Origin of the sequence: Pseudomonas soli (assembly GCF_900110655.1) — a bacterium.
GTDB classification, from domain to species: domain Bacteria; phylum Pseudomonadota; class Gammaproteobacteria; order Pseudomonadales; family Pseudomonadaceae; genus Aquipseudomonas; species Aquipseudomonas soli.
Genome location: NZ_FOEQ01000002.1, coordinates 150,892 through 174,017 on the forward strand (window position 1 = coordinate 150,892; position 23,126 = coordinate 174,017).

At 60.9% G+C, this 23,126-nt stretch carries 26 protein-coding genes, 4 tRNA genes and 2 pseudogenes; 15 read left to right on the forward strand and 17 right to left on the reverse strand.

Features of this window, described 5'->3' with window-relative positions; all coding sequences use genetic code 11:
• Positions 1 to 4: 4 nt before the first annotated feature.
• The 3 genes from BMY03_RS05280 to BMY03_RS05290 form a co-directional block, all read right to left on the reverse strand.
• A complete protein-coding gene (locus BMY03_RS05280) occupies positions 5 to 1,450 on the reverse strand; it encodes an ATPase domain-containing protein (RefSeq protein WP_094010455.1) in 1,446 nt (481 codons plus the stop codon).
• Between the two features lie 6 nt (positions 1,451 to 1,456).
• Positions 1,457 to 2,617, reverse strand: coding sequence for a two-component system sensor histidine kinase NtrB (locus BMY03_RS05285; protein ID WP_244891299.1), 1,161 nt, complete (start codon positions 2,615 to 2,617; stop codon positions 1,457 to 1,459).
• Between the two features lie 80 nt (positions 2,618 to 2,697).
• Complete coding sequence (locus BMY03_RS05290) at positions 2,698 to 2,982, reverse strand: hypothetical protein (RefSeq protein WP_177182885.1); 285 nt, start codon at positions 2,980 to 2,982, stop codon at positions 2,698 to 2,700.
• A 101-nt stretch (positions 2,983 to 3,083) separates the two neighbouring features.
• Between BMY03_RS05290 and BMY03_RS05295 the strand changes: the two genes are divergently transcribed.
• From BMY03_RS05295 to BMY03_RS05305, 3 genes are all read left to right on the forward strand, one after another.
• A complete protein-coding gene (locus tag BMY03_RS05295) occupies positions 3,084 to 3,296 on the forward strand; it encodes a hypothetical protein (protein ID WP_094010456.1) in 213 nt (70 codons plus the stop codon).
• 248 nt (positions 3,297 to 3,544) lie between these two features.
• A tRNA-Leu gene (locus BMY03_RS05300) sits at positions 3,545 to 3,629 on the forward strand.
• A 105-nt stretch (positions 3,630 to 3,734) separates the two neighbouring features.
• The gene (locus BMY03_RS05305) at positions 3,735 to 4,148 is read left to right on the forward strand and encodes a DoxX family protein (protein ID WP_023628793.1); all 414 of its coding nucleotides are present in this window, start codon (positions 3,735 to 3,737) and stop codon (positions 4,146 to 4,148) included.
• A gap of 15 nt (positions 4,149 to 4,163) precedes the next feature.
• Here the strand turns inward: BMY03_RS05305 and BMY03_RS05310 are convergent, their stop codons facing one another.
• Positions 4,164 to 4,352, reverse strand: a complete 189-nt coding sequence (locus tag BMY03_RS05310) for a hypothetical protein (RefSeq protein WP_094010457.1) — start codon at positions 4,350 to 4,352, stop codon at positions 4,164 to 4,166.
• Positions 4,353 to 4,594: 242 nt separating this feature from the next.
• Here BMY03_RS05310 and BMY03_RS05315 point away from each other — a divergent pair, with 242 nt between their 5' ends.
• Entirely contained in the window at positions 4,595 to 5,287 is a 693-nt protein-coding gene (locus tag BMY03_RS05315) for a polysaccharide lyase family 7 protein (RefSeq protein ID WP_094010458.1), read from the forward strand.
• 98 nt (positions 5,288 to 5,385) lie between these two features.
• A complete protein-coding gene (locus tag BMY03_RS05320) occupies positions 5,386 to 5,817 on the forward strand; it encodes a hypothetical protein (protein ID WP_094010459.1) in 432 nt (143 codons plus the stop codon).
• A 230-nt stretch (positions 5,818 to 6,047) separates the two neighbouring features.
• Here the strand turns inward: BMY03_RS05320 and BMY03_RS05325 are convergent.
• Positions 6,048 to 6,233, reverse strand: a pseudogene (locus tag BMY03_RS05325) (anti-virulence regulator CigR family protein); the annotation flags it as partial.
• 244 nt (positions 6,234 to 6,477) lie between these two features.
• Here BMY03_RS05325 and BMY03_RS05330 point away from each other — a divergent pair.
• Positions 6,478 to 7,287, forward strand: a complete 810-nt coding sequence (locus tag BMY03_RS05330) for an META and DUF4377 domain-containing protein (protein WP_023628799.1) — start codon at positions 6,478 to 6,480, stop codon at positions 7,285 to 7,287.
• A 66-nt stretch (positions 7,288 to 7,353) separates the two neighbouring features.
• Here the strand turns inward: BMY03_RS05330 and BMY03_RS05335 are convergent, their stop codons facing one another.
• Together BMY03_RS05335 and BMY03_RS05340 are read right to left on the reverse strand one after the other, a co-directional pair.
• The gene (locus tag BMY03_RS05335; protein WP_023628800.1) at positions 7,354 to 7,746 is read right to left on the reverse strand and encodes a nuclear transport factor 2 family protein; all 393 of its coding nucleotides are present in this window, start codon (positions 7,744 to 7,746) and stop codon (positions 7,354 to 7,356) included.
• A complete protein-coding gene (locus BMY03_RS05340) occupies positions 7,743 to 8,393 on the reverse strand; it encodes a DsbA family protein (protein ID WP_094010460.1) in 651 nt (216 codons plus the stop codon). Before BMY03_RS05340 ends, BMY03_RS05335 begins: the two co-directional genes overlap by 4 nt.
• Positions 8,394 to 8,504: 111 nt before the next feature.
• On the opposite strand from BMY03_RS05340, the gene BMY03_RS05345 reads away from it, so the two are divergent.
• Complete coding sequence (locus BMY03_RS05345) at positions 8,505 to 9,398, forward strand: LysR family transcriptional regulator (protein WP_023628802.1); 894 nt, start codon at positions 8,505 to 8,507, stop codon at positions 9,396 to 9,398.
• A 23-nt stretch (positions 9,399 to 9,421) separates the two neighbouring features.
• Here BMY03_RS05345 and BMY03_RS05350 read toward each other — a convergent pair whose 3' ends face one another.
• The 3 genes from BMY03_RS05350 to BMY03_RS05360 all read right to left on the reverse strand — a co-directional run bounded on the left by BMY03_RS05350 (position 9,422) and on the right by BMY03_RS05360 (position 11,397).
• On the reverse strand, positions 9,422 to 9,637 hold the full coding sequence (locus BMY03_RS05350) for a hypothetical protein (protein ID WP_094010461.1): 216 nt from the start codon (positions 9,635 to 9,637) through the stop codon (positions 9,422 to 9,424).
• A gap of 162 nt (positions 9,638 to 9,799) precedes the next feature.
• On the reverse strand, positions 9,800 to 10,237 hold the full coding sequence (locus BMY03_RS05355; protein ID WP_143067521.1) for a hypothetical protein: 438 nt from the start codon (positions 10,235 to 10,237) through the stop codon (positions 9,800 to 9,802).
• A 197-nt stretch (positions 10,238 to 10,434) separates the two neighbouring features.
• Positions 10,435 to 11,397: a DUF6242 domain-containing protein gene (locus tag BMY03_RS05360; RefSeq protein ID WP_094010463.1), complete on the reverse strand. Its 963-nt coding sequence runs from the start codon at positions 11,395 to 11,397 to the stop codon at positions 10,435 to 10,437.
• A 798-nt stretch (positions 11,398 to 12,195) separates the two neighbouring features.
• On the opposite strand from BMY03_RS05360, the pseudogene BMY03_RS05370 reads away from it, so the two are divergent.
• Positions 12,196 to 12,456 (forward strand): annotated as a pseudogene (locus BMY03_RS05370) (site-specific integrase); the annotation flags it as partial.
• A 96-nt stretch (positions 12,457 to 12,552) separates the two neighbouring features.
• On the opposite strand, the gene BMY03_RS05375 reads toward BMY03_RS05370, so the two are convergent.
• Positions 12,553 to 12,626, reverse strand: a tRNA-Cys gene (locus BMY03_RS05375).
• A gap of 144 nt (positions 12,627 to 12,770) precedes the next feature.
• Entirely contained in the window at positions 12,771 to 13,787 is a 1,017-nt protein-coding gene (sohB, locus tag BMY03_RS05380) for a protease SohB (RefSeq protein WP_094010465.1), read from the reverse strand.
• A 199-nt stretch (positions 13,788 to 13,986) separates the two neighbouring features.
• Between sohB and BMY03_RS05385 the strand changes: the two genes are divergently transcribed.
• From BMY03_RS05385 to BMY03_RS05400, 4 genes are all read left to right on the forward strand, one after another.
• Positions 13,987 to 14,700 carry a histidine phosphatase family protein gene (locus BMY03_RS05385; RefSeq protein WP_038705820.1) on the forward strand — a complete coding sequence of 238 codons (714 nt, stop codon included), beginning with the start codon at positions 13,987 to 13,989 and terminating at the stop codon, positions 14,698 to 14,700.
• Positions 14,701 to 14,754: 54 nt separating this feature from the next.
• Positions 14,755 to 15,072 (forward strand): SCP2 sterol-binding domain-containing protein, encoded by a 318-nt coding sequence (locus BMY03_RS05390; protein WP_023630010.1) that lies wholly within the window; start codon positions 14,755 to 14,757, stop codon positions 15,070 to 15,072.
• A gap of 197 nt (positions 15,073 to 15,269) precedes the next feature.
• On the forward strand, positions 15,270 to 16,337 hold the full coding sequence (locus tag BMY03_RS05395; protein WP_094010466.1) for a phosphotransferase family protein: 1,068 nt from the start codon (positions 15,270 to 15,272) through the stop codon (positions 16,335 to 16,337).
• A gap of 26 nt (positions 16,338 to 16,363) precedes the next feature.
• Complete coding sequence (locus tag BMY03_RS05400; RefSeq protein WP_046856224.1) at positions 16,364 to 17,131, forward strand: SDR family oxidoreductase; 768 nt, start codon at positions 16,364 to 16,366, stop codon at positions 17,129 to 17,131.
• Positions 17,132 to 17,189: 58 nt separating this feature from the next.
• Here the strand turns inward: BMY03_RS05400 and BMY03_RS05405 are convergent, their stop codons facing one another.
• Positions 17,190 to 18,011: a class I SAM-dependent methyltransferase gene (locus BMY03_RS05405; protein ID WP_094010748.1), complete on the reverse strand. Its 822-nt coding sequence runs from the start codon at positions 18,009 to 18,011 to the stop codon at positions 17,190 to 17,192.
• Positions 18,012 to 18,146: 135 nt separating this feature from the next.
• Between BMY03_RS05405 and BMY03_RS05410 the strand changes: the two genes are divergently transcribed.
• Positions 18,147 to 19,187, forward strand: a complete 1,041-nt coding sequence (locus BMY03_RS05410; RefSeq protein ID WP_094010467.1) for a helix-turn-helix domain-containing protein — start codon at positions 18,147 to 18,149, stop codon at positions 19,185 to 19,187.
• 39 nt (positions 19,188 to 19,226) lie between these two features.
• Here the strand turns inward: BMY03_RS05410 and BMY03_RS05415 are convergent, their stop codons facing one another.
• From BMY03_RS05415 to BMY03_RS05425, 3 genes are all read right to left on the reverse strand, one after another.
• Positions 19,227 to 19,796: an SPOR domain-containing protein gene (locus BMY03_RS05415; RefSeq protein ID WP_038705819.1), complete on the reverse strand. Its 570-nt coding sequence runs from the start codon at positions 19,794 to 19,796 to the stop codon at positions 19,227 to 19,229.
• Between the two features lie 154 nt (positions 19,797 to 19,950).
• Positions 19,951 to 20,027 (reverse strand) — tRNA-Val (locus tag BMY03_RS05420).
• Positions 20,028 to 20,229: 202 nt separating this feature from the next.
• Positions 20,230 to 20,306 (reverse strand) — tRNA-Val (locus BMY03_RS05425).
• Positions 20,307 to 20,509: 203 nt separating this feature from the next.
• Between BMY03_RS05425 and BMY03_RS05430 the strand changes: the two genes are divergently transcribed.
• Positions 20,510 to 21,793: an NAD(P)/FAD-dependent oxidoreductase gene (locus tag BMY03_RS05430; protein ID WP_094010468.1), complete on the forward strand. Its 1,284-nt coding sequence runs from the start codon at positions 20,510 to 20,512 to the stop codon at positions 21,791 to 21,793.
• A gap of 79 nt (positions 21,794 to 21,872) precedes the next feature.
• Here the strand turns inward: BMY03_RS05430 and BMY03_RS05435 are convergent, their stop codons facing one another.
• A complete protein-coding gene (locus BMY03_RS05435) occupies positions 21,873 to 22,616 on the reverse strand; it encodes a peptidase C39 family protein (RefSeq protein ID WP_094010469.1) in 744 nt (247 codons plus the stop codon).
• Positions 22,617 to 22,944: 328 nt separating this feature from the next.
• Between BMY03_RS05435 and BMY03_RS05440 the strand changes: the two genes are divergently transcribed.
• Positions 22,945 to 23,124 (forward strand): hypothetical protein, encoded by a 180-nt coding sequence (locus BMY03_RS05440; protein WP_081941225.1) that lies wholly within the window; start codon positions 22,945 to 22,947, stop codon positions 23,122 to 23,124.
• The last annotated feature ends 2 nt before the right edge of the window (positions 23,125 to 23,126 follow it).

Here is a 23,126-nt window from a genome sequence, read left to right on the forward strand (position 1 = left end):
CCCATCACCGATCTCCCGGCGGTGTCGCCGAACCACTGAGCACGCCACTGGCACCATCGAACGCTCGCGCGAGGCTGATGCCATTCGGTCCAAGACTCAACGCCTGCAGGGCAGGGTCGTGATCGCTGTCACGCACCTTGATGACCGACAGGGCCCTGTGCAGTTGCGCGTCAAGCTCGGCGAAGCGCATCAGGATCAGGTTGTCGACGATGCTCGACAGGTCGGGGGCCGGCGCGGTGATCTCCGAACCGAAGATGTCACGCATCTCCCAGGTCAGCAGCACTGTCACACCACGGGCACGCAATTCGCCGGTCAGCGCGCGGAAAAAGGCATTCAGACGGGCGGGCTCAAGGGCCAGTCGGCCGAACGCTCCCAAGCTGTCGACCACCACACGCCTGGCCCCGAGCGCCTCGACCTGCGCCAACAGCTGGGCGCCGAGTTGGTCCAGCAGGCCTTCGGTGGTCGATTGCCAGCTCAGTTGCACGCTGCCTTCACGCTCGAGTGCCGGCAGGTCGAAACCCAGCGCGCAAGCCTTCAAGCGCAACCGCGCCGGCGTCTCGTAGAAACCGAAGTGCAGCCCCGGTGCAGCCTTGGTCGAAGCGGCCAGGAACGCGATGCCCAGCGCTGTCTTGCCTACGCCTGATGGCCCCATCAGCAGGGTCACCGACGCCTCGGCCAGCCCGCCACCGAGCATGGCATCGAGGTCGGCAACACCCGTGGCGACCCAGCTCAGGGTTTGCGCCCCTGCCTGGCTGGGGCGACTGTACAGCGACTCCAGGCGCGGGTAGACCTGCAACCCCGCCTCCGTGATCAGGCATTCGTGGCGCCCGGACAACGCGCCACTGCCACGCGTCTTGCGCAACTGGACATGGCGCACCGCCGTGCTGCCGACCAGGTGCTCGCCAAGTTCGATAACGCCATCGACCATGGTGTGCTCGGGGCTACCCTCGTCCAGCCGCGCACTGGTCAGCAGCAGCAACGTGCAGCCGGCAAACGCCGCATGCCCCTGCAGTTCGGAGACGAATTTCTTGGTGTCGAGGCTGGTTTCCGCCCTGGAGCGAGCGTTGAGCAGCCCGTCGACGATCAGCAGGGTGGCCTGCTGCCGGGCAATTTCCTGGCGCAACAGCCTGACCACCGCGTCCAGGCCGTCCTGCTCGAGGGTGTCGAATGCGCTGACGAACTGGATGGTGTCGCCCACAAGCGCCGCGTCGAAGAAGCTCAGGGTCGATAGATACTGGAACAACCGTTCATGGGACTCGCTGAGCAACGTCGCCACCAGGACCCGACCACCCTCACGCACATGGTTGCACGCCAGCTGGTTGGCCAGGATGGTCTTGCCCGAGCCGGGATGCCCCTGAACGATATAAGAGGCGCCGACCACCAGCCCACCCTTGAGCAGCGCATCGAGCCCCTCGATGCCCGTGGCCAGTCGCTTCAGTTGCTCTACCATGGCTGTCTATCCGTCGGTCGAAAGCGAATCGGGGCCCGTCCGGGCTGGCAGGTACAAGCTCATGCAGGTGCCCTCGCCAAGCCGGCTGGATACCTCGATCATGCCATTGCTCTGCCGGGCGAAGCCATAGGCCTGACTCAGGCCAAGGCCAGTGCCCTTGCCGAAGGCCTTGGTGGTGAAGAATGGCTCGAAGATCCGAGGCAGCACCTGCGGGTCGATGCCCTGGCCGTCATCACGCACATCGAAGCGCACGAACTGCCCGTACAACCCATCCACCTCCCCGGACAACTGCACACTTTCGACCACCAGACGGATCTGCCCGGTGGCGGCAATGGCGTCGCGGGCGTTGAACACCAGGTTCAGCAAGACCATCTGCAACTGCCCGGCGTCCACCTCGATCAGCGGCAAGTCAGGCTGTAACTGGGGTAGCAGTTCGATTTCCCGGGGCAATGCGTGCTCCGCCAGCCCACAAATGATATCGATCGCCTCGGCCGGCACGATGCGCGTGATGCTGAGTTGCCGATGCCGGGCAAAGCTGAGCAGTTGCTGAGTCAACTGGGTGCCGCGCTGGCCGGCATCGAGGATATGCTCGAGCAAGCGCCTCACGCGTGCCGGATCCTGGCTGCTGCTGGCAAGCCGCGCAGAGCTGAGGATGATGGTCAGCAGGTTGTTGAAGTCATGGGCCAGGCCCCCGGTGAGTTGCCCCAGGGCCTCGAGCTTTTGCGCCTGGAACAGTTGCGCACGCATGCCATCGAGCTGCAGGGCCGACTCGCGGCGATCAGTGATGTCGCGGGTGACCTTGGCCAGGCCGATGACCTCGCCTTGTGCGTCGCGAATCACATCCAACGCCGCCAGCGCCCAGAACTGCGTGCCGTCCTTGCGCACGCGCCAGCCTTCGTCCTGCGCCTTGCCTTCTTCGAGTGCCTGGCGCAGCAAGCGTTGCGGGCGGCCGTCGGCACAATCCTGGGCGGTGAAGAACAGCGAGAAATGCTGGCCGATGATCTCATCGGCATCGTAGCCCTTGATCCGCTGCGCGCCAGCGTTCCAGGACACCACATGGCCGGTTGGGTCGAGCATATAGATGGCGTAGTCCACCACCGCCTGGACCAACTGCTCGTAGCGTGCCTCTGACATCACCGAATGGGTGGGGCGGTCTGTCGAAACCATGCGAGCTCCACAAGCACCGCGAAAGGACATATTGAGCGTAGTCAAAAGTCCAGCCTGTACTGCACCTTATACGACGATCGTCAGCGCTCGCGATCCACCACGGTCGGCACCAGCTTGCGCGGCATCGCCACCTTGAGCAGCCACCCCCCCACCAACAGGATCAGCGCTGCGCCTGCAAAGGCGAGCAAGCGCCTGGGCTGGGCAGCCTCCTGGTCGAAGCCGAGCATCAGCAGGTAACCACCCAGGCTGATGAAGCCCGCATACAGGAACGCCGCCAGCAGGCAGACCAGCAGGAACAGCAGGCGCCAGAACAACTTCGGGCGGATACGCCGCGTTGCGTCCGGGCCAGGGGAAAGCGATGACATGGCAACAGGCCTGGTTGGATCCAATGCGCGACAGTGGCGCAATGGCAGCATCCTGTCAATTGAACTATAGTGCCCGCGCCCCGGATCCCACAGGAACCATCATGACCTTTAACCTTCGCATGCAAGGGCTGCAGGACGACCTGATACGCAGCGCCAGCGAACTCGATGAACTGAGCCAGGCGCTGGAAGGCCATGTCCGTTACCTGCGTCATTCGATTCATCAAGCCGATGCGCACGCCATGGGTGGGCACGTAGATGACCTGCGCCATAGCGCCTGTGAGATGCGAGATATCGCGCGTGCTATCGAACCCTGAACCTCAGGGTCTGTACGAAATGTGTCTGCGCGAAGGCCAGACAAGGCGAAACGGGGGGAGGAACGGCCGGGGTCGCGCCCGGCTGTACTGGAGTACATGAGCATTCCGAGCCCCGTTTCAACGCAGTATGGGCGAGTGCAGATACATTTCGTACAGAGCCTAGGCTGGTTGACGCTTCTATAACAATAGGTTATAAAGCGCGCCTGATTGTCTGGGCCAGGCTGCCCTGCGGCGCGCCAGCCAATCGTGCGAGTGTGGTGGAATTGGTATACACAGCAGACTTAAAATCTGTCGGCGTGAGCCTTGCGGGTTCGAGTCCCGCCACTCGCACCATCTTCTGTCGATGAAGGCGCCCTTGCGGCGCCTTTTTCGTACACGCCGGAAATCCGCCGCGCAGCTGCTAGAGTGGAACCTGTCCCTGTTCACTGGAGCGCCGCCATGCGCTATAGCCTGCTCGACGGTCAACGCGACTTCATTCTGCTGCTCGCCCGCATCCTGCTGATGATCCTGTTCGTGCTCTCCGGCTGGAGCAAGCTGACCGGGTTCGAAGGCACGGTGGGCTACATGACCTCACTGGGTGCCCCCGCGCCGATGCTGGCTGCGGCGATCGCCGTGATCATGGAGCTGCTGGTCGGCATCCTGTTGATCCTGGGGTTCTACACCCGACCCCTGGCCTTGCTGTTCGCCCTCTTCGTGCTCGGCACCGCACTGATCGGTCATCCGTTCTGGAACATGGTCGAACCTGAGCGCAGCGCCAACATGACCCAGTTCCTGAAGAACCTCAGCATCATTGGCGGTTTGCTGCTGCTGGCCGTTAGCGGTCCCGGACGGTTCTCCCTCGACCGCCGCTGAGGACTCGCGTCGACATCAGTCGTCGCAGTCGTCATGCCAGGCCGGGTGGTCCTCTTCCTCATCGAAGTCGTCGAGTGACTCTTCGTCCTCCTCGACTTCATCAAGAGCCCCGTAGGCATCCGCCTCGGGGTCGTAGCCCTCGTTGAATTCTGGGTCGAGCAGATGGTCGTGCTCAGGTTCGTGCAGATCGTCTTCGTCGTGCATTACAGGCTCCGGTAACAACGGCAGGCCTGTATAGGCGTATCGGCTCACCGGGTCAATCCTCATGGCACTTAACCCCGGCTTAACCGACCAGGCGCACAGTGCAGGCTCTCCCTTCAAAAACGTTCTTTGCCCGCCGCCCTGGCGGGCATTTTTTTGCCTGGGCCTCCCTCGCCCGATGAACCGAGTGCCCTTTCAGAGCTCGCATGCGGTACAGGATCTTTATCATCAAGGAGGTTTTCAGCATGACCGTGAACATCGACAACCTGATCATCACTACCCCAGTGGCGAAGTCATCCAGCAACCCAGTGGCGCTGGAATTGACCGGCGCCCAGGCACTCGCCAGCCTGCCCCAGGTGATCAGCCGCCTGGCCGATGGCGCCGTGCGCATGAACGCACCGACCAAAGGGGCGGCGAGCAAGAGCACCCATCGCACCCGCTGCGAGTGGAAGGAAGCGGTCTACTGGACGCTGGCCAGCGCCGGCCGGCATGTCAATCACCAACGCATGGTGCTGGAGCGGGTCAACTCGGCACAGAAGGTGGTGATCGCGCAAATGCATGTAAAAGATGACGACAGCCCGGCGATCAAGGTGTTCTGGAACAAAGGGAAGATCACCCTCGGTTTTCGCCAGGACTTCAACCAGGTGACACCGACCAGCAGCACCGTCCTGGCCGATGTGCCGTTGGGCATGCCTTTCGACATCACCATCGAGGTCACTGCGACAGGCGCCGCTACGGTGTCGGCCGCCTGCACCGGCCGCACCGGCAGCAGCGGGATGCTGAAAATGGCCGCGAGCTGGAGTGGGCGAACATTCAACTTCCATGGCGGCGTCTATAACCAGGTGGATTTCAGTGACAGCACGCCCCCAACGGACGCTTCGACCTGTGTGATCAGCCAGCTCGATTTATTTCACCGCCAGGTCGATACATTCATCTGAATGCAATAAATCAAGGCATAGTGCCATCATCTCAGGTAGGATTCCGCCGCCTTGCCTTGGACTGCGAGGTAAATCACTGAAACGCCTAGGAATCCGCAATGCAATTTGCTCGTCATCTGATCGCCGCCAGCCTCATCGCCCTGACCACCGGGTGCGCCAGCGGCCTGAACTCCGTGCAGGAACAGGAGCTCGGCTACTACCGTGCGCAGAATCTCGAAGTGAGGGAGAAAAGCCCAGGTGCCGCAGCAGCCCTGGGCCTGCTGCCCGGTGGTGGTTCATTCTACGGCCGTGCCTATGGCTATGGCGTCGCCAACCTGCTGCTGTGGCCTGTCTCGATCTTCTGGGACCCAGTCAGTGGCTACAACGCGGCCGAATCGATCAACTACCAGGCCACCCGTGCCCATGTTTCACGCATGAAGAAAAGCCAGATGGATGCGCTCGACACCAGGTTGATCTCTGAAGAAATCGATCCCAAGCATTACGCCTTGGAAAGACGCAAGATTGATGAAAAATTCAGTAACGGTTACTAAGCCCCTCCAACCTGTGGCCTTCACGAAATTCTGACAATCGAGAAGGCAGACTGGCTTGGCTTCGATACGTTCTGTTCAACCCGCCGGTCTGGCGGGTTTTCTTTTTTCTGGGCCTTCATCAGCGCCCTGTTCGTTCGTTGACAACATTTTCACTTCCGCTGTGCCAAGGTGGAGCCTCATCCGTGAAACATCCTTGGCCCGCACTCCCCAGCGGGCCTTTCTTTGCCCGCTCAGTCGAAGGCACCCTTGAGCAGTTCGTGAATCTCGCCTGGGGCAACGGTTACCAGGATCAGGTCCACACCCGCCTGCATCCACTCGTAGCCGTCAGAGTGCGGCAGCTGGTCCAGAAGCCGAGCATCGAGCGTCTTGGCAATACCCGGAGGAAGCGGCTTGCCACGGGCCAGATTCTGCTGGATTTCGGTTATCCGCATTGGTGCGCGAAGCCATGACCATGGCGCAAGATCTCGTAACATTTATTATTCGCCCGGTTTATGAACCCAGGTCGGGTCAATGCTGTCCGATTGCCATCGGTTACCGCCGAGGTCGTGAGCGCCATTAATGGTAGTGGCCTGAATCGACCTCGAACCCCGGTTCAACTGGCGCGCGCCTCCCTCTTTCGAGGACGGCGCCCTCATTTTTTCAAGGCTGAAAGAGCGCATCATGAAACATAACATCCTCCTCGTCGCCGTCTGTGCCGCCCTGCTCCAGGCATGTGCCCCGGCTTCCACCTCCCATGAAGGGACGCCTTCCATGCCGGCCACCACCTCGTCTGCCGCAACCCAGCCTGAGCTCTCGGCCTACTACTGGAACCTGGCATCGGCCAGCGATGCAGCCGGCAAGCCTATCGCAGCCCTGGCCACAAGCAACGAGCGCAAGTTGCGCCTGAATTTCGGTGACCAGCGCCTGAACATCAGCGGTGGCTGCAACAACCAGTTCGGTGGCTACAGCTACCAGAACGGTGTCCTGAAGGTGCAGCAACTGGCTTCGACCATGATGGCCTGCGACAAGCGCCTGATGGACCTGGATGCCGAGATCGGACGCCAGTTGAAAGGTGATCTGCGTGCAGCCTTCAGCGGCGAAACTCATGCACCTGTGCTGCAATTGACCACCCAGGACGGCTCGGTGCTGAAGTTCCAAGGCGAACCCACTCCGGAGACCCGCTATGGCAGCAAAGGTGAGACCAAGTTCCTGGAAGTTGCCGCCAAGACCGTCAAGTGCAGCCATCCGCTGATCCCCAACTATCAGTGCCTGCAAGTGCGCGAGCGCCGTTATGACGACGCTGGCCTGCAACTGCCGACCCAGGACAACTGGCACCCGCTGTACCAGTCCATCGAGGGCTACGAGCACCGTGATGGCGTGCGTACCGTGGTGCGTGTGAAGCAATACGAATGGAAGAACCCGCCGGCCGACGCTTCGTCGCAGGTCTATGTGCTGGACCTGGTGGTCGAGCAGGACGCTTCGGGCAAATAATTGTCTGTCAGCGCAGGCCGCCCTGCAGCGGCCTGCGCCTGGAGCCGACGGCGACCGTGAAACGGCTCAGGTAAGCGCCGCGTTGACCTGCGCACTGTCCACGTATTGCTCCATGCTGACGATCTTGCCGTTGTTCAGCCGGTACAGATGGGCAAAGCTAGCAGTCATCGCCTTCCCGGTCTTGCGATAGGTGCCCGAGTAGACGCCAAAGGCGGCGACGCGGTCGTCCTCGGCCAGATAGGTATGCACCTTGGCCTGGTAGCCATCCCATTCGGTGGCCAGACGATGAAACACACCCTCCATGATCGCCTGGGGGCCGACATAGGTACCGGCATAAGGGAAGCCAGCCGCCTCGGTCCAGGTCACGTCCGCAGCCAGTGCTGCCAGAAGATTACGGCCATTCTGTTCGGCTGAGCCTTCGTACGAGGCTCGAATGATGTCCAGGTTGCTCCTGCTCATGGATTTACCCCCACGTTCAGCTCGCGAATGAAAGCCTGCGGATCTGAAAAGATAGCGCTGGCAGGTAACAACTGCATGGCGCTGTCCGCTTGTTGCAGAACGAATGTCGGCACGCCTCGACCGCCCACGCGACGCAACAAGGCACGCCCCTGCCCCACACGATCATCGTTGGCCTGCAGCAAGCCCGAATCCGGACACGTCAGCCGCTGCGCGGCGGCATCCAGACCCAAGTCCTCCAGCACTGCTGTCAACGTCTCCAGTCGAGTCACGTCCAGGCCATCGACATAGCGCGCCGCCTGAATCGCCTTGAGCGCTTCGAACTCGTGCTCAGGCGAAGTCAGGCTCACTGCGCTGAGCGCCAGGGTAGACGGAGCACTGTCGAACCCCTGAAGACGGTCGGCGAGTATCTGGTCACGATAGCGTTCACTGAAGACCTGCCCGGTCAGGCGCTCGATACGCTGGTCGTTGCTCCAGGCGTAGGCCGCAAAGTCATCATCCATGGCGCGAGCACCGCTGCCAGAAAACAGCCCCGTCGGTATCAGGCGCAACGCAATGCCCGTGGATTCGAGAACCTGAGGCAGCGGTCCCCCTGCACCGTAGCACCAGCCGCACAGTGGATCGTAGAGGTAAACCAGGGTCTTGTTCATAGTGACGCGCCTTGAGGGGAATGCCTCGAATCTTATAGCGCGCGAATTGACATTTAAACGCATACAAAATAAACACACTGTATGTTATTGGCATACATCAAGGGTAAATCAATGACCGGCGCTTCCAGCCTGAACAGGCTTGCGTACTTCACCGCGGTGGTCGAAACCGGCTCCTTCACCGCCGCTGCCGAGCGCCTCGGCATCACCAAGGCCGTGGTCAGCCAGCAGGTGGCGCGACTGGAAAGCGACTGTCGCACCACACTGCTGGTTCGCAGCACGCGGAAAGTCCGCACCACCGAGGCGGGTCAACAGTTCTATCACCGCTGTGCATTGATCCTCAAGGAGGCTGAAGAGGCTTTCGAGGAATTGTCCGAAGCCGCCAGCGAGCCGACGGGCACCCTACGCCTGACCGCCCCTTTCGATTACGGCATCGGTGTCGTGGTGCCGGCCATTACCGCATTCTCGCAGCGATATCCGCAGTGCAAGGTCGAGGCACACTTCAGCGACCATACCCTGGATCTGGGCGCCAACGATCTGGACCTTTCCATTCGTGTTGGCTGGATTACCGAGCAACATCTGCAGGCACGGCGAATCGGCGAGTTTGCGCAACGATTGGTGGCCGGCCCTCAGTGGCAAGCGCGAGTGGACAAACTGCAGGCCCCGGCGGATCTGGCCGAGTTGCCGATCGTGGCGAACCTGGCGCTGCGAGAACCGACCCGTTGGCTATTTGCCAAGGGTGCCTCGCAGCGCGAAACAGTGGAGATGAAAGCCAGCCTGTCGCTCAACGCCACCTTGGCAGTGCGCGAAGCCACGCTGCTCGGGGCCGGGCTATCGGTCCTTCCGGACTATGTGGCTGAACCTGACCTGCAAGCAGGCCGGCTGATCGAAGTGCTGCCGCAGTGGTCGCTGCCCCGAGGCGAGATCCATGCGGTCTTTCCAACGGCCCGCTTTCGACCGGTCAAGGTGCGGGCGTTTATCGAGCTTCTGGCAAGCCGCCTGGCTTAATGACTGCTAGCCGGCAGCCAACTTCAGGATTGGCTCTTTTTAGCATGGAACGGCGCGAAGGTCATACCGAAGAACCAGCCGCCGATCATTGCCAGCCAGATCGATTTGTATCCCTCTACGTTGTAGGCGCACCAATAGTTGATTGCCGTTATCACAACGAACATCGAGAAAAACTGCTTGCGAGAGTACCTGTTCAGGTAACGGGTGGCGGCTGCGTCCAGTTCTTTGAGTTTCTTCATTGCGTTTCATCCTTGAATAACCAAAACCGCAGACCTGGATCTGCGGGGTTTTGAATGGTGGAGACCGAGACCGGAATCCAACCGACGTAAACGGACTTTGCTTTTAATGGCTCGAAGAGATCAAGTTTTCACAGAGTCTGCGAAGGCGCCTTTCCAGGTAGCTCAAGGCTGGAATCGCGTGGCGCACGCGTGGCATAGCCATGTGCGGCGCCATTCTTCCAGCTTGTCGTACTGCGCAACGTTGAACTTCCAGTGGCGCACAAATCCGATCACACCGATGGTGGCGAGCGTGGCTCCGATGAAGAACCTGGTCCAATCGACACCCCAGTAAGTGTTAATCAGCTTGAGACCATCGTAGAGGATGATGATACCTACTCCGGTCATGATCACAGGACCCAACAGGCGTTTGCCCGGGGGCGGACCTACGCTAGCAGCCAAATCGGTCTGATGCCGACCAGTTGTTTCTATCGTGACAGGACCATAGCTGGAGTTGGTCTGGTGAGTTGCTTGAATGCGAGTGGTACCAGCAGCGTGAATCACGGATAGCAGCTGGACATTTTGGCCTTGGCAATGCGGGCAGCAGATGGCGTTGTTGCTCACCACGTAATCATTCCTTTGAGGGGTGAAAAGCGGCCATTCTAAGGCAATTGCATACAGCAGGGCACTCAAAAAAGGGATCACCGAGCGCGTTTACCGTCGCGTCGGCGCAATCGCCACCCTGGCTGTGGCGAGCCTGAATCAGAAATGAAAAAAGCCCAGCGCGACGGCTGGGCTCTATTACGCAAGGAGATAGAAGATCATGGAGTCCAGTAAGCAATCTTGCCGGCTGCACCAACAGCTACAAAATTGCCGTTACCGTAGGCGACGCTGCGGATATCGGTTCCTGCGAAAGTGTTGGCTTGCTGAACCCAGCCGATCCCATCCTCGGAAACGGCTGTCTTGCCGCCGTCGCCGACAGCTACATACTTGCCATTACCGTAAGCAATGTCGCGGATGATGGTTCCACCGAAACTGGTATCTTCAACAGCAGTCCAGGTAAGCCCATCGGATGAATATGCCATCTTGCCATCCGCACCAACGATAAACATTTTCCCGTTGCAAAGCTTCATGGAAAGGATGGTGCTAGTGCCGAAGGTGCTGGTTCTGGTCGCGAATGATTGCGGATTACCCGTTGGCATCTTCACAGCGCTAAGCAGCTTCCCATTCGATCCCGCAATCAACACAAAAACGCCAATGACGTTGACGCAGTACACAGTCTCGCTAGAAGTGAAGGTCGTAGTGCGCTCCACCGTGCCTGACCAATCCTCATAACGGGAAAAGACTTTACCGTTAGACCCAACCAGTATCCAGGTCGCGATGTCGCCGTAAATTGGCTGATAATACACAATGCCATGCAAGTCTACATACGCGCGAGCAGCTGCCGTAAGGTCTGTCCAATCCCTTAAAGGGCGTGCAATGCTGCCCTGGACCACATTGCCGGATTGAGAAAGGCCTTGAAGCGTTGTCCCAAGACCGTTCCAGTACAGCTCGTTGAGGACCTTTCCGCTATCAGAGGTGACGGCGCCCTTGAGCTTGGTCCACGCTGTACCAGTTGCGTCTCCAGTGACAAGCTGAGTGGTTGTGGGAAGACCGTTGCCACCAGCCGCATAAAACTTGCCTTGCGCAAAAACCACGCGCCTAAGCATGCCGGTGTTCTCCACCGGGTCTACTTGAGTCCAAAGATCTTGCAAGGTTTGAGACGCCGAGTTTGCGTTATCCATTTTAAACTCCGTTACTGAGCTGATTTAAGTTCAGGCCTCTGTATTGGGCGTATGGCGCTCATGGGCGATGGTTCGAGACTCGAGGTCTTCTGGCGAAGATCAGGGGTGACGAGGTTTCACCAACCTCAGACCTGTCGCTGATGTAGGAAATTATGCCACACGAGCACTGTATATTCAACCAGTATTCTGAAGTTTTTATTCACTGAACTTCGACGCATCCACCGCGTTTGAGTGGATTCACATGCCTCAAAAACGCGAAAGCCCGACGTAGTAGCCGGGCTTTTGGCGCCACTCCTCAACACGCGCAGGAATGACAGGATGGGGATAATTTCGCTCAATCGCTCAGTGGTGTCAAGCCTAACGATACATTCGACCAGCAACCATTGCTCGACCTACCATCGTATTCAACCTGTCAGCTAGTTCGTCATTATTTCGATAAAATACAATTGGCTTTGATTGGACATCGAATGGCACTTGTGAATCGCTTTGAGCAAGAAGAACCACTTTTCATTTATCTCCAGCCTCCATCGACGGCGCGTGGACTCCGGCGTAGCACAAAGATCCCAGGTGTTCATGTCGTAGAAGCTCCGGCAGGGTGATCACACCCTCTTCAAGCGCCTCGATGCGCTTCTTCGCAGCCTGTCCTGCCGCAACCGCAGCTCTCACTGTGGCCTCACGGCGCCAAGCCGATGCACCCAACGGGACCTCCACTGTGTAGTGGTCAACTCATCCCGGACACGGTTTCGAGTTTTTCTTCAGCTTTCGCTGGAGCTAGTCCATCGTTGAATTGGTGGGGTCGGGAAGCGCATGAGCTGGGGGATGCTTCGCAACCGATGGGCAGAAGCAAGAGAGGCAGCCAGAGTGAAGGCTGAACTGGAGAAGAAACCCGACCTGGTCAACCGGATAGCGCAGTTCCAGTTCAGGGGCATCCGACCGAAGGCGGCGTCGGAGATCAACGATCTGAGCGATGCAAGTGTGCTGTTGGGCCACTCGAAAGAGGGAATCACCGAGCGCGTTTATCGTCGAGTCGGAGCGATCGCCAAGCCTTCAAAAGGCTAAAGTTTCGGAACTCCATGCCTTTTGTTTCGGAACTCTTGGCGTTTCTTGCGTACAAAGAAAAACCCCGCAGACCTAGATCTGCGGGGTTTCGAATAGTGGAGGCCGAGGTCGGAATCGAACCGGCGTAGACGGATTTGCAATCCGGAGCATAACCACTTTGCTACTCGGCCTCAAAGTCGGAGTCAGCTTTCGCTATCTCCTTGAAACCGCTGGGCTTTTTCAAGTCAGCTGCGTTTCGATGGAGGCCATTATGTCGGCATTCGATGGACCTTGCAACCCCCTTGAAGAAAAAAATCTTCAAGGGGTTCAAGGTGTTAGCGCAGACGCCCGAGTTTGCTCCACAAGCCAACCAGGGTGTTCTCCACTGCCCCGCTGGCAGCCACGCCGATGCGCTCCTGCAGGCTCTTGCGCTCGGCGAAGCGCAGGTGGAACACGTTGGCCTCGCGGGCGCTGCGGCTCAGGTATTCGTCACTGGTGCCCAGCTCGTCGACCAGCTGGCGATTGAGCGCAGCGATGCCGAGCCAGACCTCGCCGGTCGCCACTTCGTCTATATGAAGCTGCGGGCGGTAGCGGGCGACGAAATCCTTGAACAGCTGGTGGGTGATGTCCAGGTCTTCCTGAAACTTCTCCCGACCCTTCTCGGTGTTCTCGCCGAACACGGTCAGGGTGCGCTTGTATTCGCCGGCGGTGAGCACTTCGAAATCGATGTCATGCTTCTTCAACAGACGATTGAGGTTGGGCATCTGCGCCACCACGCCAATGGAACCGAGCACGGCAAACGGCGCGCTGACGATCTTCTCGCCGATACAGGCCATCATGTAGCCACCGCTGGCGGCGACCTTGTCGATGCAGATGGTCAGCGGGATACCGGCCTCGCGGATGCGCGCCAGCTGCGAGGCCGCCAGGCCATAGCTGTGCACCATGCCACCGCCACTCTCCAGGCGCAGCACCACCTCGTCACGTGGGGTGGCCAGGGTCAGCAGCGCGGTGATCTCGTTGCGCAGGCTCTCGGTGGCCGAGGCCTTGATGTCGCCGTCGAAATCGAGGACGAACACCCGGCGCTTGTCCTCAGGCTTTTTCTTCTGCTGTTTTTCCGCCTTGGCCTGCTGCTTGCGCACAGCCTTGAGCTGGGCCTTGTCGAGCAGGCCCGACTCCAGGCGCTCGCGCAGTTCCTTGTAGAACTCGTTGAGGCGGGTGACCTGCAGTTGCCCGCCCGGCTTGCGCCGCCCTTTGCCACGCAGGCCGGCGATGGCCGACAGCACCACAAGGATAGCGATCACCAGGGTGGCGGTTTTGGCGAGAAAGCTTGCGTATTCGGCAAGAAACTCCACATTGACTCCTTGATAAACCAGCGCCGCAAGGGCGCGAACTGGATGCAAGCATACCGGGGCGCCAGAGGCGCTGCCAGCGGGTGAAAATGCTGGCAACACAGTTCAAACGACCTTTTCAAACACTTGTATGTTTTTTCGTTGACAGCCCGCCTGGGGCAACCTAACCTCGCAACAACCTCCAACCGGGCCGGACTTCAACGTGGGAAACCTCTACCTGATCCGACATGGCCAAGCCTCCTTTGGTGCCGCCGACTACGACGTGCTGTCGCCCGTGGGCGAACGTCAGAGCCAGGCGCTGGGTGAACACCTCGCCCAACTGGGCCTGCGCCTGGACCGCTGCGTGGCGGGTACCTTGCGCCGCCAGCAGGATACCGCCCGCCTGGCCCTGGACGCGCTGCATGCCCATGGCAACCCGGTGCCGGCCATTGAGACCGATGCAGCCTTCAACGAGTTCGACGCCGATGGCGTGATTCGCGCCCTGCTCCCGCGCCTGCTGCCTGAAGAGCCCGAAGCCCTGCATGTACTGCGCAACGGTGCCCAGCACCGCAGCGAGTTCCAGCGCCTGTTCGCGCTGATGGTGCAGCGCTGGCACGATGGCGACCACGACCACGACGACCGCCTGGAAACCTGGCAGTCCTTCACTGGCCGGGTCGGCGACGGCCTGGAGCGCCTGCTCGACAGCGCCGCCAGCGGCGACAACATCGCCCTGTTCACTTCCGGCGGCACCATCGCCGCCCTGCTCCACCTGGTAAGCGGAATCACGCCGGCTCAGGCATTCACCCTGAACTGGCAGATCATCAACACGTCGCTCAGCCACCTGAAGTTCCGTGGCCGCGACGTCACCCTGGCTTCCTTCAACAGCCAAGCCCATGTGCGGCTGTTGCGGTTGCCGGAGCTCGTCACCTACCGATGAGCCCGGTCTGTTGTGTCCTTGCGGACGCGAATATCACTTAACAAGGAATACACCATGAGCGATGTAGCTAAAGCCGTCGAGGCGATGAAGGCAAAATTCAACCCTGCAGCTGCCGCCGGCCTGGACCTGGTGTTCGGCTTCAACATCACCGACGAAGACAAGCACTACGCCCTGCTGGTCAAGGACGGTACCTGCGAGATCCAGGAAGGCGAGAACGCCGACGCCAACTGCACCCTGGTAATGGACAGCGAAACCCTCAAGGGCATCGTCAGCGGTGACACCGACGGCATGCAGGCCTTCATGGGCGGCAAGCTGCGCGTCGAAGGCGACATGATGCTGTCGATGAAGCTCAGCGAGCTGTTCCCGGCCTGATTGGCGCGGTAGATCGCGAATGAAAAAGACCGAAGCCTGATGCGCTTCGGTTTTTTTTCGCCCGCGCAACGCCGGTCCATCAGGGCCATTGATCGGCCGGCAACACCCAGGCCAATAAGCGCCTGGCACGCTTGTACCAGCTTCGACAGGAAATTAGATTAGCCAATAGTCCTTGCTATCGATCATAAGGAAATCGCATGACGCTCACCGACCAGTCCACCCAGGTACGCCCCGGCGAAGAACTCGACGCGGCCGTCATCGATCCGTACCTCAAGGGTCATATACCTGGCCTGCAGGGCAGCCCGACCATCAGCCAGTTTCCCGGTGGCGCCTCGAACCTGACCTACCTGGTGGCCTACCCGGGCAAGGAATTCGTCCTGCGCCGCCCACCGTTCGGCCACAAAGCCAAGTCGGCCCACGACATGGGCCGCGAGTTCCGTATCCTCAACCAGCTCAACGCCGGTTTCCCCTATTGCCCCAAGGCCCACGTGCACTGCACCGATGAAGCCCTGATCGGCGGCGAGTTCTACGTGATGGAGCGGGTCAACGGCATCATCCTGCGTTCGGACATCCCCGCCGAACTCGACCTGGACGCCGGTCGGACCGAGGCACTGTGCAAGAGCTTCATCGATCGCCTGGTCGAGCTGCACCAGGTGGACTACCAGGCATGCGGCCTGGCCGACCTGGGCAAGCCGGAAGGTTATGTGCAGCGCCAGATCGAAGGCTGGGCCAGCCGCTATGAAAAAGCCCTGACCCCCGACGCGCCACGCTGGGAACAGGTGATCGCCTGGCTGCGCGAGAAAATGCCCGCCGACCACCCGCGCCCGGGCATCGTGCATAACGACTACCGCTTCGACAATGTCATCCTCGACAGCACCAACCCGATGCGCATCATCGGCGTGCTGGACTGGGAAATGGCCACCATCGGCGATCCGCTGATGGACCTGGGCAACAGCCTGGCCTACTGGATCGAGGCCGGCGACCCAGCGCCAGTACAGCTGATGCGTCGCCAGCCGAGCAATGCGCCGGGCATGCTGACCCGCCAGCAGTTTGTCGACTACTACGCCGAGCGCGCCGGCATCCGTATCGACAACTTCGACTTCTATTACTGCTACGGCCTGTTCCGCCTGGCCGGCATCGTCCAGCAGATCTACTACCGCTTCTTCCACGGCCAGACCCAGGACAAACGCTTCGCCCAGTTCATCCACATGAACAAGCTGCTGGAGCACATGAGCCTGCAACTGATCGGCAAATCCAGCCTGTAACCCGGCCCACAACAAGGAATACCCGAATGTCCAAGACCCACCTGTTCGACCTCGACGGCAAGATCGCCTTCGTTTCCGGTGCCAGCCGTGGCATCGGTGAAGCCATCGCCCACCTGCTGGCCCAGCAGGGCGCCCATGTGATCGTCTCCAGCCGCAAGCTCGACGGCTGCCAGCAAGTGGCCGAGGCGATCGTAGCCGCCGGCGGCAAGGCAACCGCGGTGGCCTGCCATATCGGTGAGATGGAGCAGATCCAGCAGGTGTTCGCCGGCATCCGCGAACAGTTCGGGCGCCTCGACATCCTGGTCAACAACGCCGCCACCAACCCGCAGTTCTGCAACGTGCTGGATACCGACCTGGGCGCTTTCCAGAAGACCGTCGACGTCAATATCCGCGGTTACTTCTTCATGTCGGTGGAAGCCGGCAAGCTGATGCGCGAGCACGGCGGTGGCAGCATCATCAACGTGGCCTCGATCAACGGAGTGTCACCGGGGCTGTTCCAGGGCATCTACTCGGTGACCAAGGCGGCCGTGATCAACATGACCAAGGTGTTTGCCAAGGAGTGCGCGCAGTTCGGCATCCGCTGCAACGCCCTGCTGCCGGGCCTGACCGACACCAAGTTCGCCTCGGCGCTGGTGAAGAACGACAGCATCCGCAATGCCGCGTTGCAGCAGATCCCGCTCAAGCGCGTGGCCGACCCGAGCGAGATGGCCGGGGCGGTGCTGTACCTGGCCAGCGACGCCTCCAGCTATACCACCGGTACCGCGCTCAATGTGGACGGCGGGTTCTTGTCCTGACGGTGCACCAGGCCTGACTGGCTTGTGGGAGCGGGCTTGCTCCCACAAAGCTTGCGGCCTAGACCTTTATTGCCTGCAACGTGTAGCTCAGCGGTAGCCGCCATGGCGCCTCGACCAGGCGCCACTCGCCGTCATCACCCAACGCCATCTGCCCAGGCAAGGCCTCCCAGGGAATGCTCTGGTGCTCGTCCAGGGCAGTGATGCGTAGGCCGTTGCGCAACAGCGCGGTGATCACCTCGCCGAGGCCATGGTTCCACTCATGGGTTTCAGTCTGCGTCAGGGCCTGGTCGGTGTCGACGTAGGTCTGGTCGCTGATCCACACAGTGGGCGCCTCGCGCTCGAAGTACGGATACTCCAGTTGCAAACGGTCCGCATGGTCTTCGTTGACCGCCATCAGCATCGGGTGGCCGTCGCGCAGAAACAGGCGTCCGCCCGGCTTGAGCAATGCCGCCACTGCCTGCGCCCAGCGCTCGATACTCGGCAGCCAGCACAACGCGCCGATACCGGTGTAGACCAGATCGAAACTATCGGCAGGCAGCACCTGTGCCGCCTGGTAGACGTCCGCTTCGACATAGGCAATACCAGCGCCGCACCGTTCGGCCAGGTCACGCGCCTGGGTCAGCGAGGCGGCAGAGAAGTCCAGGCCACAGACATCCGCACCCAGGCGCGCCAGCGACAAGGTGTCGGTACCGATATGGCATTGCAGGTGCACCGCGCGCAGGCCATGGATATCGCCCAGGCGCGGCAGGTCGAAACGCACCACCTCGGACAGATGGCCGGGTTCGGCGACAAAGCGTTCGACCTCGTAGTCCTTCGAGGCAGCGTGCAGTGGCGCCCGTTCATTCCAACTGGCGCGGTTGAGTTCCAGTGATCGGCTCATGCGGTGCATCCCTGTCCTGAATAGGTCAGGCGCCACGTTAACTGGCGCCGTCGGGCGCCGCAACCGCTCTGTCAACCTGAGGTTGACAGCTCAGGTATACTGAGCGCCTCGTCCATGCCCAAGGATCCAGCACCCATGACGGAAAACAGCTTCGCCTTTCGCCTCAAGGAACTGCTCGAACACCACAAGCTGACCCTGCAGGCGGTGGGCACGGCCCTTGGAATCTCGCGCACGGCGGTGCACAAGTGGACCCGCGGTGGCGAAATCGACTACACCAACCTGCGCAAACTGGCCGAGTTGCTCAAGGTCAACTGGATCTGGCTGCGCTACGGCGAGGAGGCCCTGCACAGCGTGCAGCAGGCCGAGGTGGTCGAGCTGCCGATGACCGACGTGCGCCGGCGCTACACCGCCGAAATCATGGAAAGCGAGACACGCATGAAGCTGGCGCAGGAGGGTGCGCGCATCGTCACCTGGGAGTGGAACCTGGTCACCGACGACGTGACCTACTCGCCCAATGTCGAGGCGGTATATGGCTGGCCACTACGGCGCAACGAGGACTTCTGGGAGCACATCCACCCCGAGGACGCCAGCCACATGCAGGGCATGTATGCCCAGGCCGTGGCCGACGGTACTGGCTGCGAGTGCGACTTCCGCATCACCCGCCCCGACGGCGGTCAACGCTGGATCGCCTCGCGCGCGACGGTGCTGGGCGACAGCGCCGGCCGCCCGGTGAAAATGGTTGGCATCAGCATGGACAATACCGAGCGCAAGGTGGCTGAAGAAGAGTTGCGCCAGAGCGAGGCGCGCTTTCGCACCATATTCGAACTGGCCTGGGGCGCGCTGGCCTACATTGACCCGGATGGCAGCTGGCAGCGGGTCAACGGCAGCCTTTGCGAACTGCTGGGTTACCGTGAGGACGAGCTGTACGGAACGACGTTCCAGCAACTCACCCACCCCGAGGACCTGCCGGACAACCTGGCGCTACTGCGGCGCCTGCTGGCCGGCGAGATCGAGCGATACGAAGTACAGAAGCGTGTTCGCCATAAAGACGGGCACTACCTCTGGGTGCGGGCACGCACCTCGCTGGAGCGCCGCGCCGACGGGCAGCCGGAACATCTGATCAGCGTGTTCGAGGAGATCGGCACCGAACGCGAGGCAAGCACGCGTCCTAACTGACACCTGCCCAGCGTCGAACCTGATAGGTACAGGTGACAGTCAGCGTTTGACGCCGTGCTGGATGACGATCGAGTCGGTGCCCAGCTTGGCCATCACCTCGGCCTTGCGCGCGTCCGCCTCGGCCTTGGCCGGGAACGGCCCCATCAGTACCACCGGCTTGCCGTCGCGGTATTCGACCCAGGACGGAATGCCCTTTTCGATCAGGCGTGCGGTCATGTCGGTCAGGGCGCCCATGTTCGGCCCCTGGATCACCTCGACATCCCAACCTTCCGGCGCCGGCTGGTCGGCCAGCGCCTCGGCGCGGCGCTGCAGGTCGGCGCCACCGCAGACTTCGCGGATTCGCAGGTTGTTGCCGGTCTCGTCGATGAGGATCTCGTACTGGCCATCGTGCTTGATCGCCACATAGCTGCGGTAAGGCTCGTACTGACCGGCATCATCCTTGCCGCGCACCTGGCCGCAGATGGAGCCCTGGGTGTCGAAACGCACGTTGGCGAACTTGGCCGTCTTGGGGTTGTTCAGGTGCTCGGCCACCTGCTTGTGCACGCCTTCGACCTCGTTGTTACAGCCCGCCAGGGCCAACACCGCCATTACCACCGCCAGTTTGCGCACGCCTGTACCTCCAGATTCGAAGGAGCGGATTCTAGCATGAGCGAACCGCTCGGCCGCAGGGATGAGGCGAAGGTGGAAAGTTGCAGCGTGTGTCGGCGGCCAGGAACGGCGGAAAGCAAAAAGGGCGATCCTTTCGGATCGCCCTCTTCTGATTTGGTAGGCACAATTGGACTCGAACCAACGACCCCCACCATGTCAAGGTGGTGCTCTAACCAACTGAGCTATGTGCCTGTCGTGTGGGGCGCATATTAGTGATCGACTGCGCGCCTGTAAAGCGTTTTTTTCAAAAAAATCAAAAACTTTGCGAAATTCATCCGAACCGCCCCGGCGACCTGCGGAAAAGGCTTTTACCGGCCGAGCTCGCATCTGGTTCGCCCGCTGGACGCGACCAAAAGCAAAAAGGGCGATCCTTGCGGATCGCCCTCTTCTGATTTGGTAGGCACAATTGGACTCGAACCAACGACCCCCACCATGTCAAGGTGGTGCTCTAACCAACTGAGCTATGTGCCTGTCGTGTGGGACGCATTCTACGCGATCCAGATACCCTGTCAACTGTTTTTTTCACGCTAAGCTACTGAATCTTAAACTATTTATAGAAAGGCCGAGCTTCAGGGGGGGCGTAAAGGATTTTCACCGGACGACTAGCGGGTGTTTATTATTATTGATAGCATCGGTACATTCGTTAAAAATATAAAACACGAGGTTCCTCGAGCATGGCTAACACCCCCTACCCCCAGTCCTACTACGCCGCCTCGGCCAACCCGGTGCCGCCACGTCCGGCGCTGCAGGGTGAGGTGGAAACCGATGTGTGCATCATCGGTGCCGGCTACACCGGCCTGTCCAGCGCCCTGTTCCTGCTGGAGAACGGCTTCAAGGTGAGCATCGTCGAGGCCGCCAAGGTCGGTTTCGGCGCCTCGGGCCGCAACGGTGGCCAGATCGTCAACAGCTATAGCCGCGACATCGATGTCATCGAGCGCACCGTCGGCCCCAAGCAGGCGCAACTGCTCGGCCAGATGGCCTTCGAGGGCGGGCGTATCATCCGTGAGCGCGTGGCCAAGTATGACATCCAGTGCGACCTGAAGGACGGCGGCGTGTTCGCCGCGCTGACCAGTAAGCAGATGGGCCACCTGGAATCGCAAAAACGCCTGTGGGAACGCTTTGGCCATACTCAGCTGGAGCTGATGGACCAGAAGCGTATCCGCGAAGTGGTGGCCTGCGACAACTATATTGGCGGCATGCTCGACATGAGTGGCGGCCATATCCACCCGCTGAACCTGGCCCTGGGCGAAGCCGCCGCGGTCGAGTCGCTGGGTGGCATCATCTATGAGCAAACCCCGGCCGTGCGCATCGAACGTGGCGCCAACCCTGTGGTACACACCCCGCAGGGCAAAGTGCGAGCCAAGTTCATCATCGTCGCCGGCAATGCCTACCTGGGCAACCTGGTACCGGAGCTGGCTGCCAAGTCGATGCCCTGCGGCACCCAGGTGATCACCACCGAGCCGCTGGGCGAGGAACTGGCCCGCACCTTGCTGCCGCAAGACTACTGCGTCGAGGACTGCAACTACCTGCTCGACTACTACCGCCTGACCAGCGACAAGCGCCTTATCTTCGGCGGCGGCGTGGTATACGGTGCGCGCGACCCGGCAAACATCGAGGCAATCATCCGTCCGAAGATGCTCAAGGCTTTCCCGCAGCTCAAGAATGTCAAGATTGACTACGCCTGGACCGGCAACTTCCTGCTGACCCTGTCGCGCCTGCCCCAGGTCGGCCGCATCGGTGACAACATCTACTACTCGCAGGGTTGCTCGGGCCACGGCGTGACCTACACCCACCTGGCGGGCAAAGTGCTGGCCGAAGCCCTGCGCGGCCAGGCCGAGCGCTTCGACGCGTTCGCCGGCCTGCCGCACTACCCGTTCCCGGGTGGCCAGATGCTCCGTGTGCCGTTCAGCGCCATCGGCGCCTGGTACTACAGCCTGCGCGATCGCCTGGGCTTCTGATGTAAAGCCATCGCGGGGCAAGCCCGCTCCCACAAGGCCAATCTTGTGGGAGCGGGCTTGCCCCGCGATCATTTCAGCCTCAGCGTCCGAGGCTGGTGACAGCCTGCCTCGCCGCGATCTCCTGCCCCGAACGGGCCAGTTCATCCGCCGCCTGCAACCAGCGCTGGCGATCCACCTGGGCCGGCAATTGCCGTGGTGATTGCAGCAACACCGCCCAGTTACCCTCCTTGGCCCACGCCGACTCGAAATCATCGAAGGCCATCAACTGGCGCCGATGCATGCCCGAGCGCAGCAATACCCGCTGTTTGTAGCGGTCATAGCCGATCAGCACCGCATAGCGCGGCTCGCTCCACCACGCCGAACCTTCCTGATAACGCAGCAACACCGGGTAGCCCGCCGCCACCTGGGCAAGCAAGGCATCCAGATGTTTGTCCAGCGGGTAGACGACCCGGCCGTATTCACGGGCAACCCGAGGAATGCCGGTTTCCAGGGACTCGGCGGCGGCAGGCAGGCCCAGCGACTTGTCGAGCAGGCCCGGCGTGATCGGCGCGCCCTGCTGCGACAACACGGCGGCCAGGGCCATCGAGCCACTGTGGTTGGCGTTGCCGCCGTAGAAGGGAACCCTGCTGATCTCGACCCGCTGCGGCAGGCCCTTGAGCGCGGCCGGTGGCGCGCTGGCACAACCCGACAACGTGGCCGCCACCAGGCAGGCGGCCAACAGGCGACGTGGGCCCAGGGCCCGGGACGTGATGAGTTTTTGCAACATGGACACTCGCATGATCCAGCGCCAGGCAGGCGGTGCCCGGCCATGAGTGCCGATCATAGGGCGCGGGCGGCTTTGGGTATAGCCCGACGCGGGCTTGGAACGAAACGGCCCGAGCACGTGGGTTTGTATGAAAAGTAGCCGAGCGGCGATCAGGCAAGGCCAAAACAGGCGAGGAACGACCGGGGTCGCGCCCGACTTGACTGGTTGTCAATGAGCATTCCGACCGGGCTGGCGCACCAGACTGTTTTCTACGCAGCATGATCGTCGCGCAGGCACTTTTCGTACAAAGCCTAGACCTTCGGTCAATGGAACGTCACAGGTAAAAGGCTAGACTAAAGCAGTGTCTGGATGGCGGGCCTGGCTCGCCAGAGAGAAGGAGGCACACATGAGCCTGACAATGGCAATTCTAATGCTGGTTGGCATGTGGCTGAGCGTCGCAGCCGCCATGCTCTGGGGCGTACTGCGCATCGTGCGCCGCCATGCGCACCCACATCACCTACCCCCTCAAGCCCTGGTCAAACCACAACCTGTGCGCCGTGCGCGTCGGCATGCCGGGGCGCATTGAGC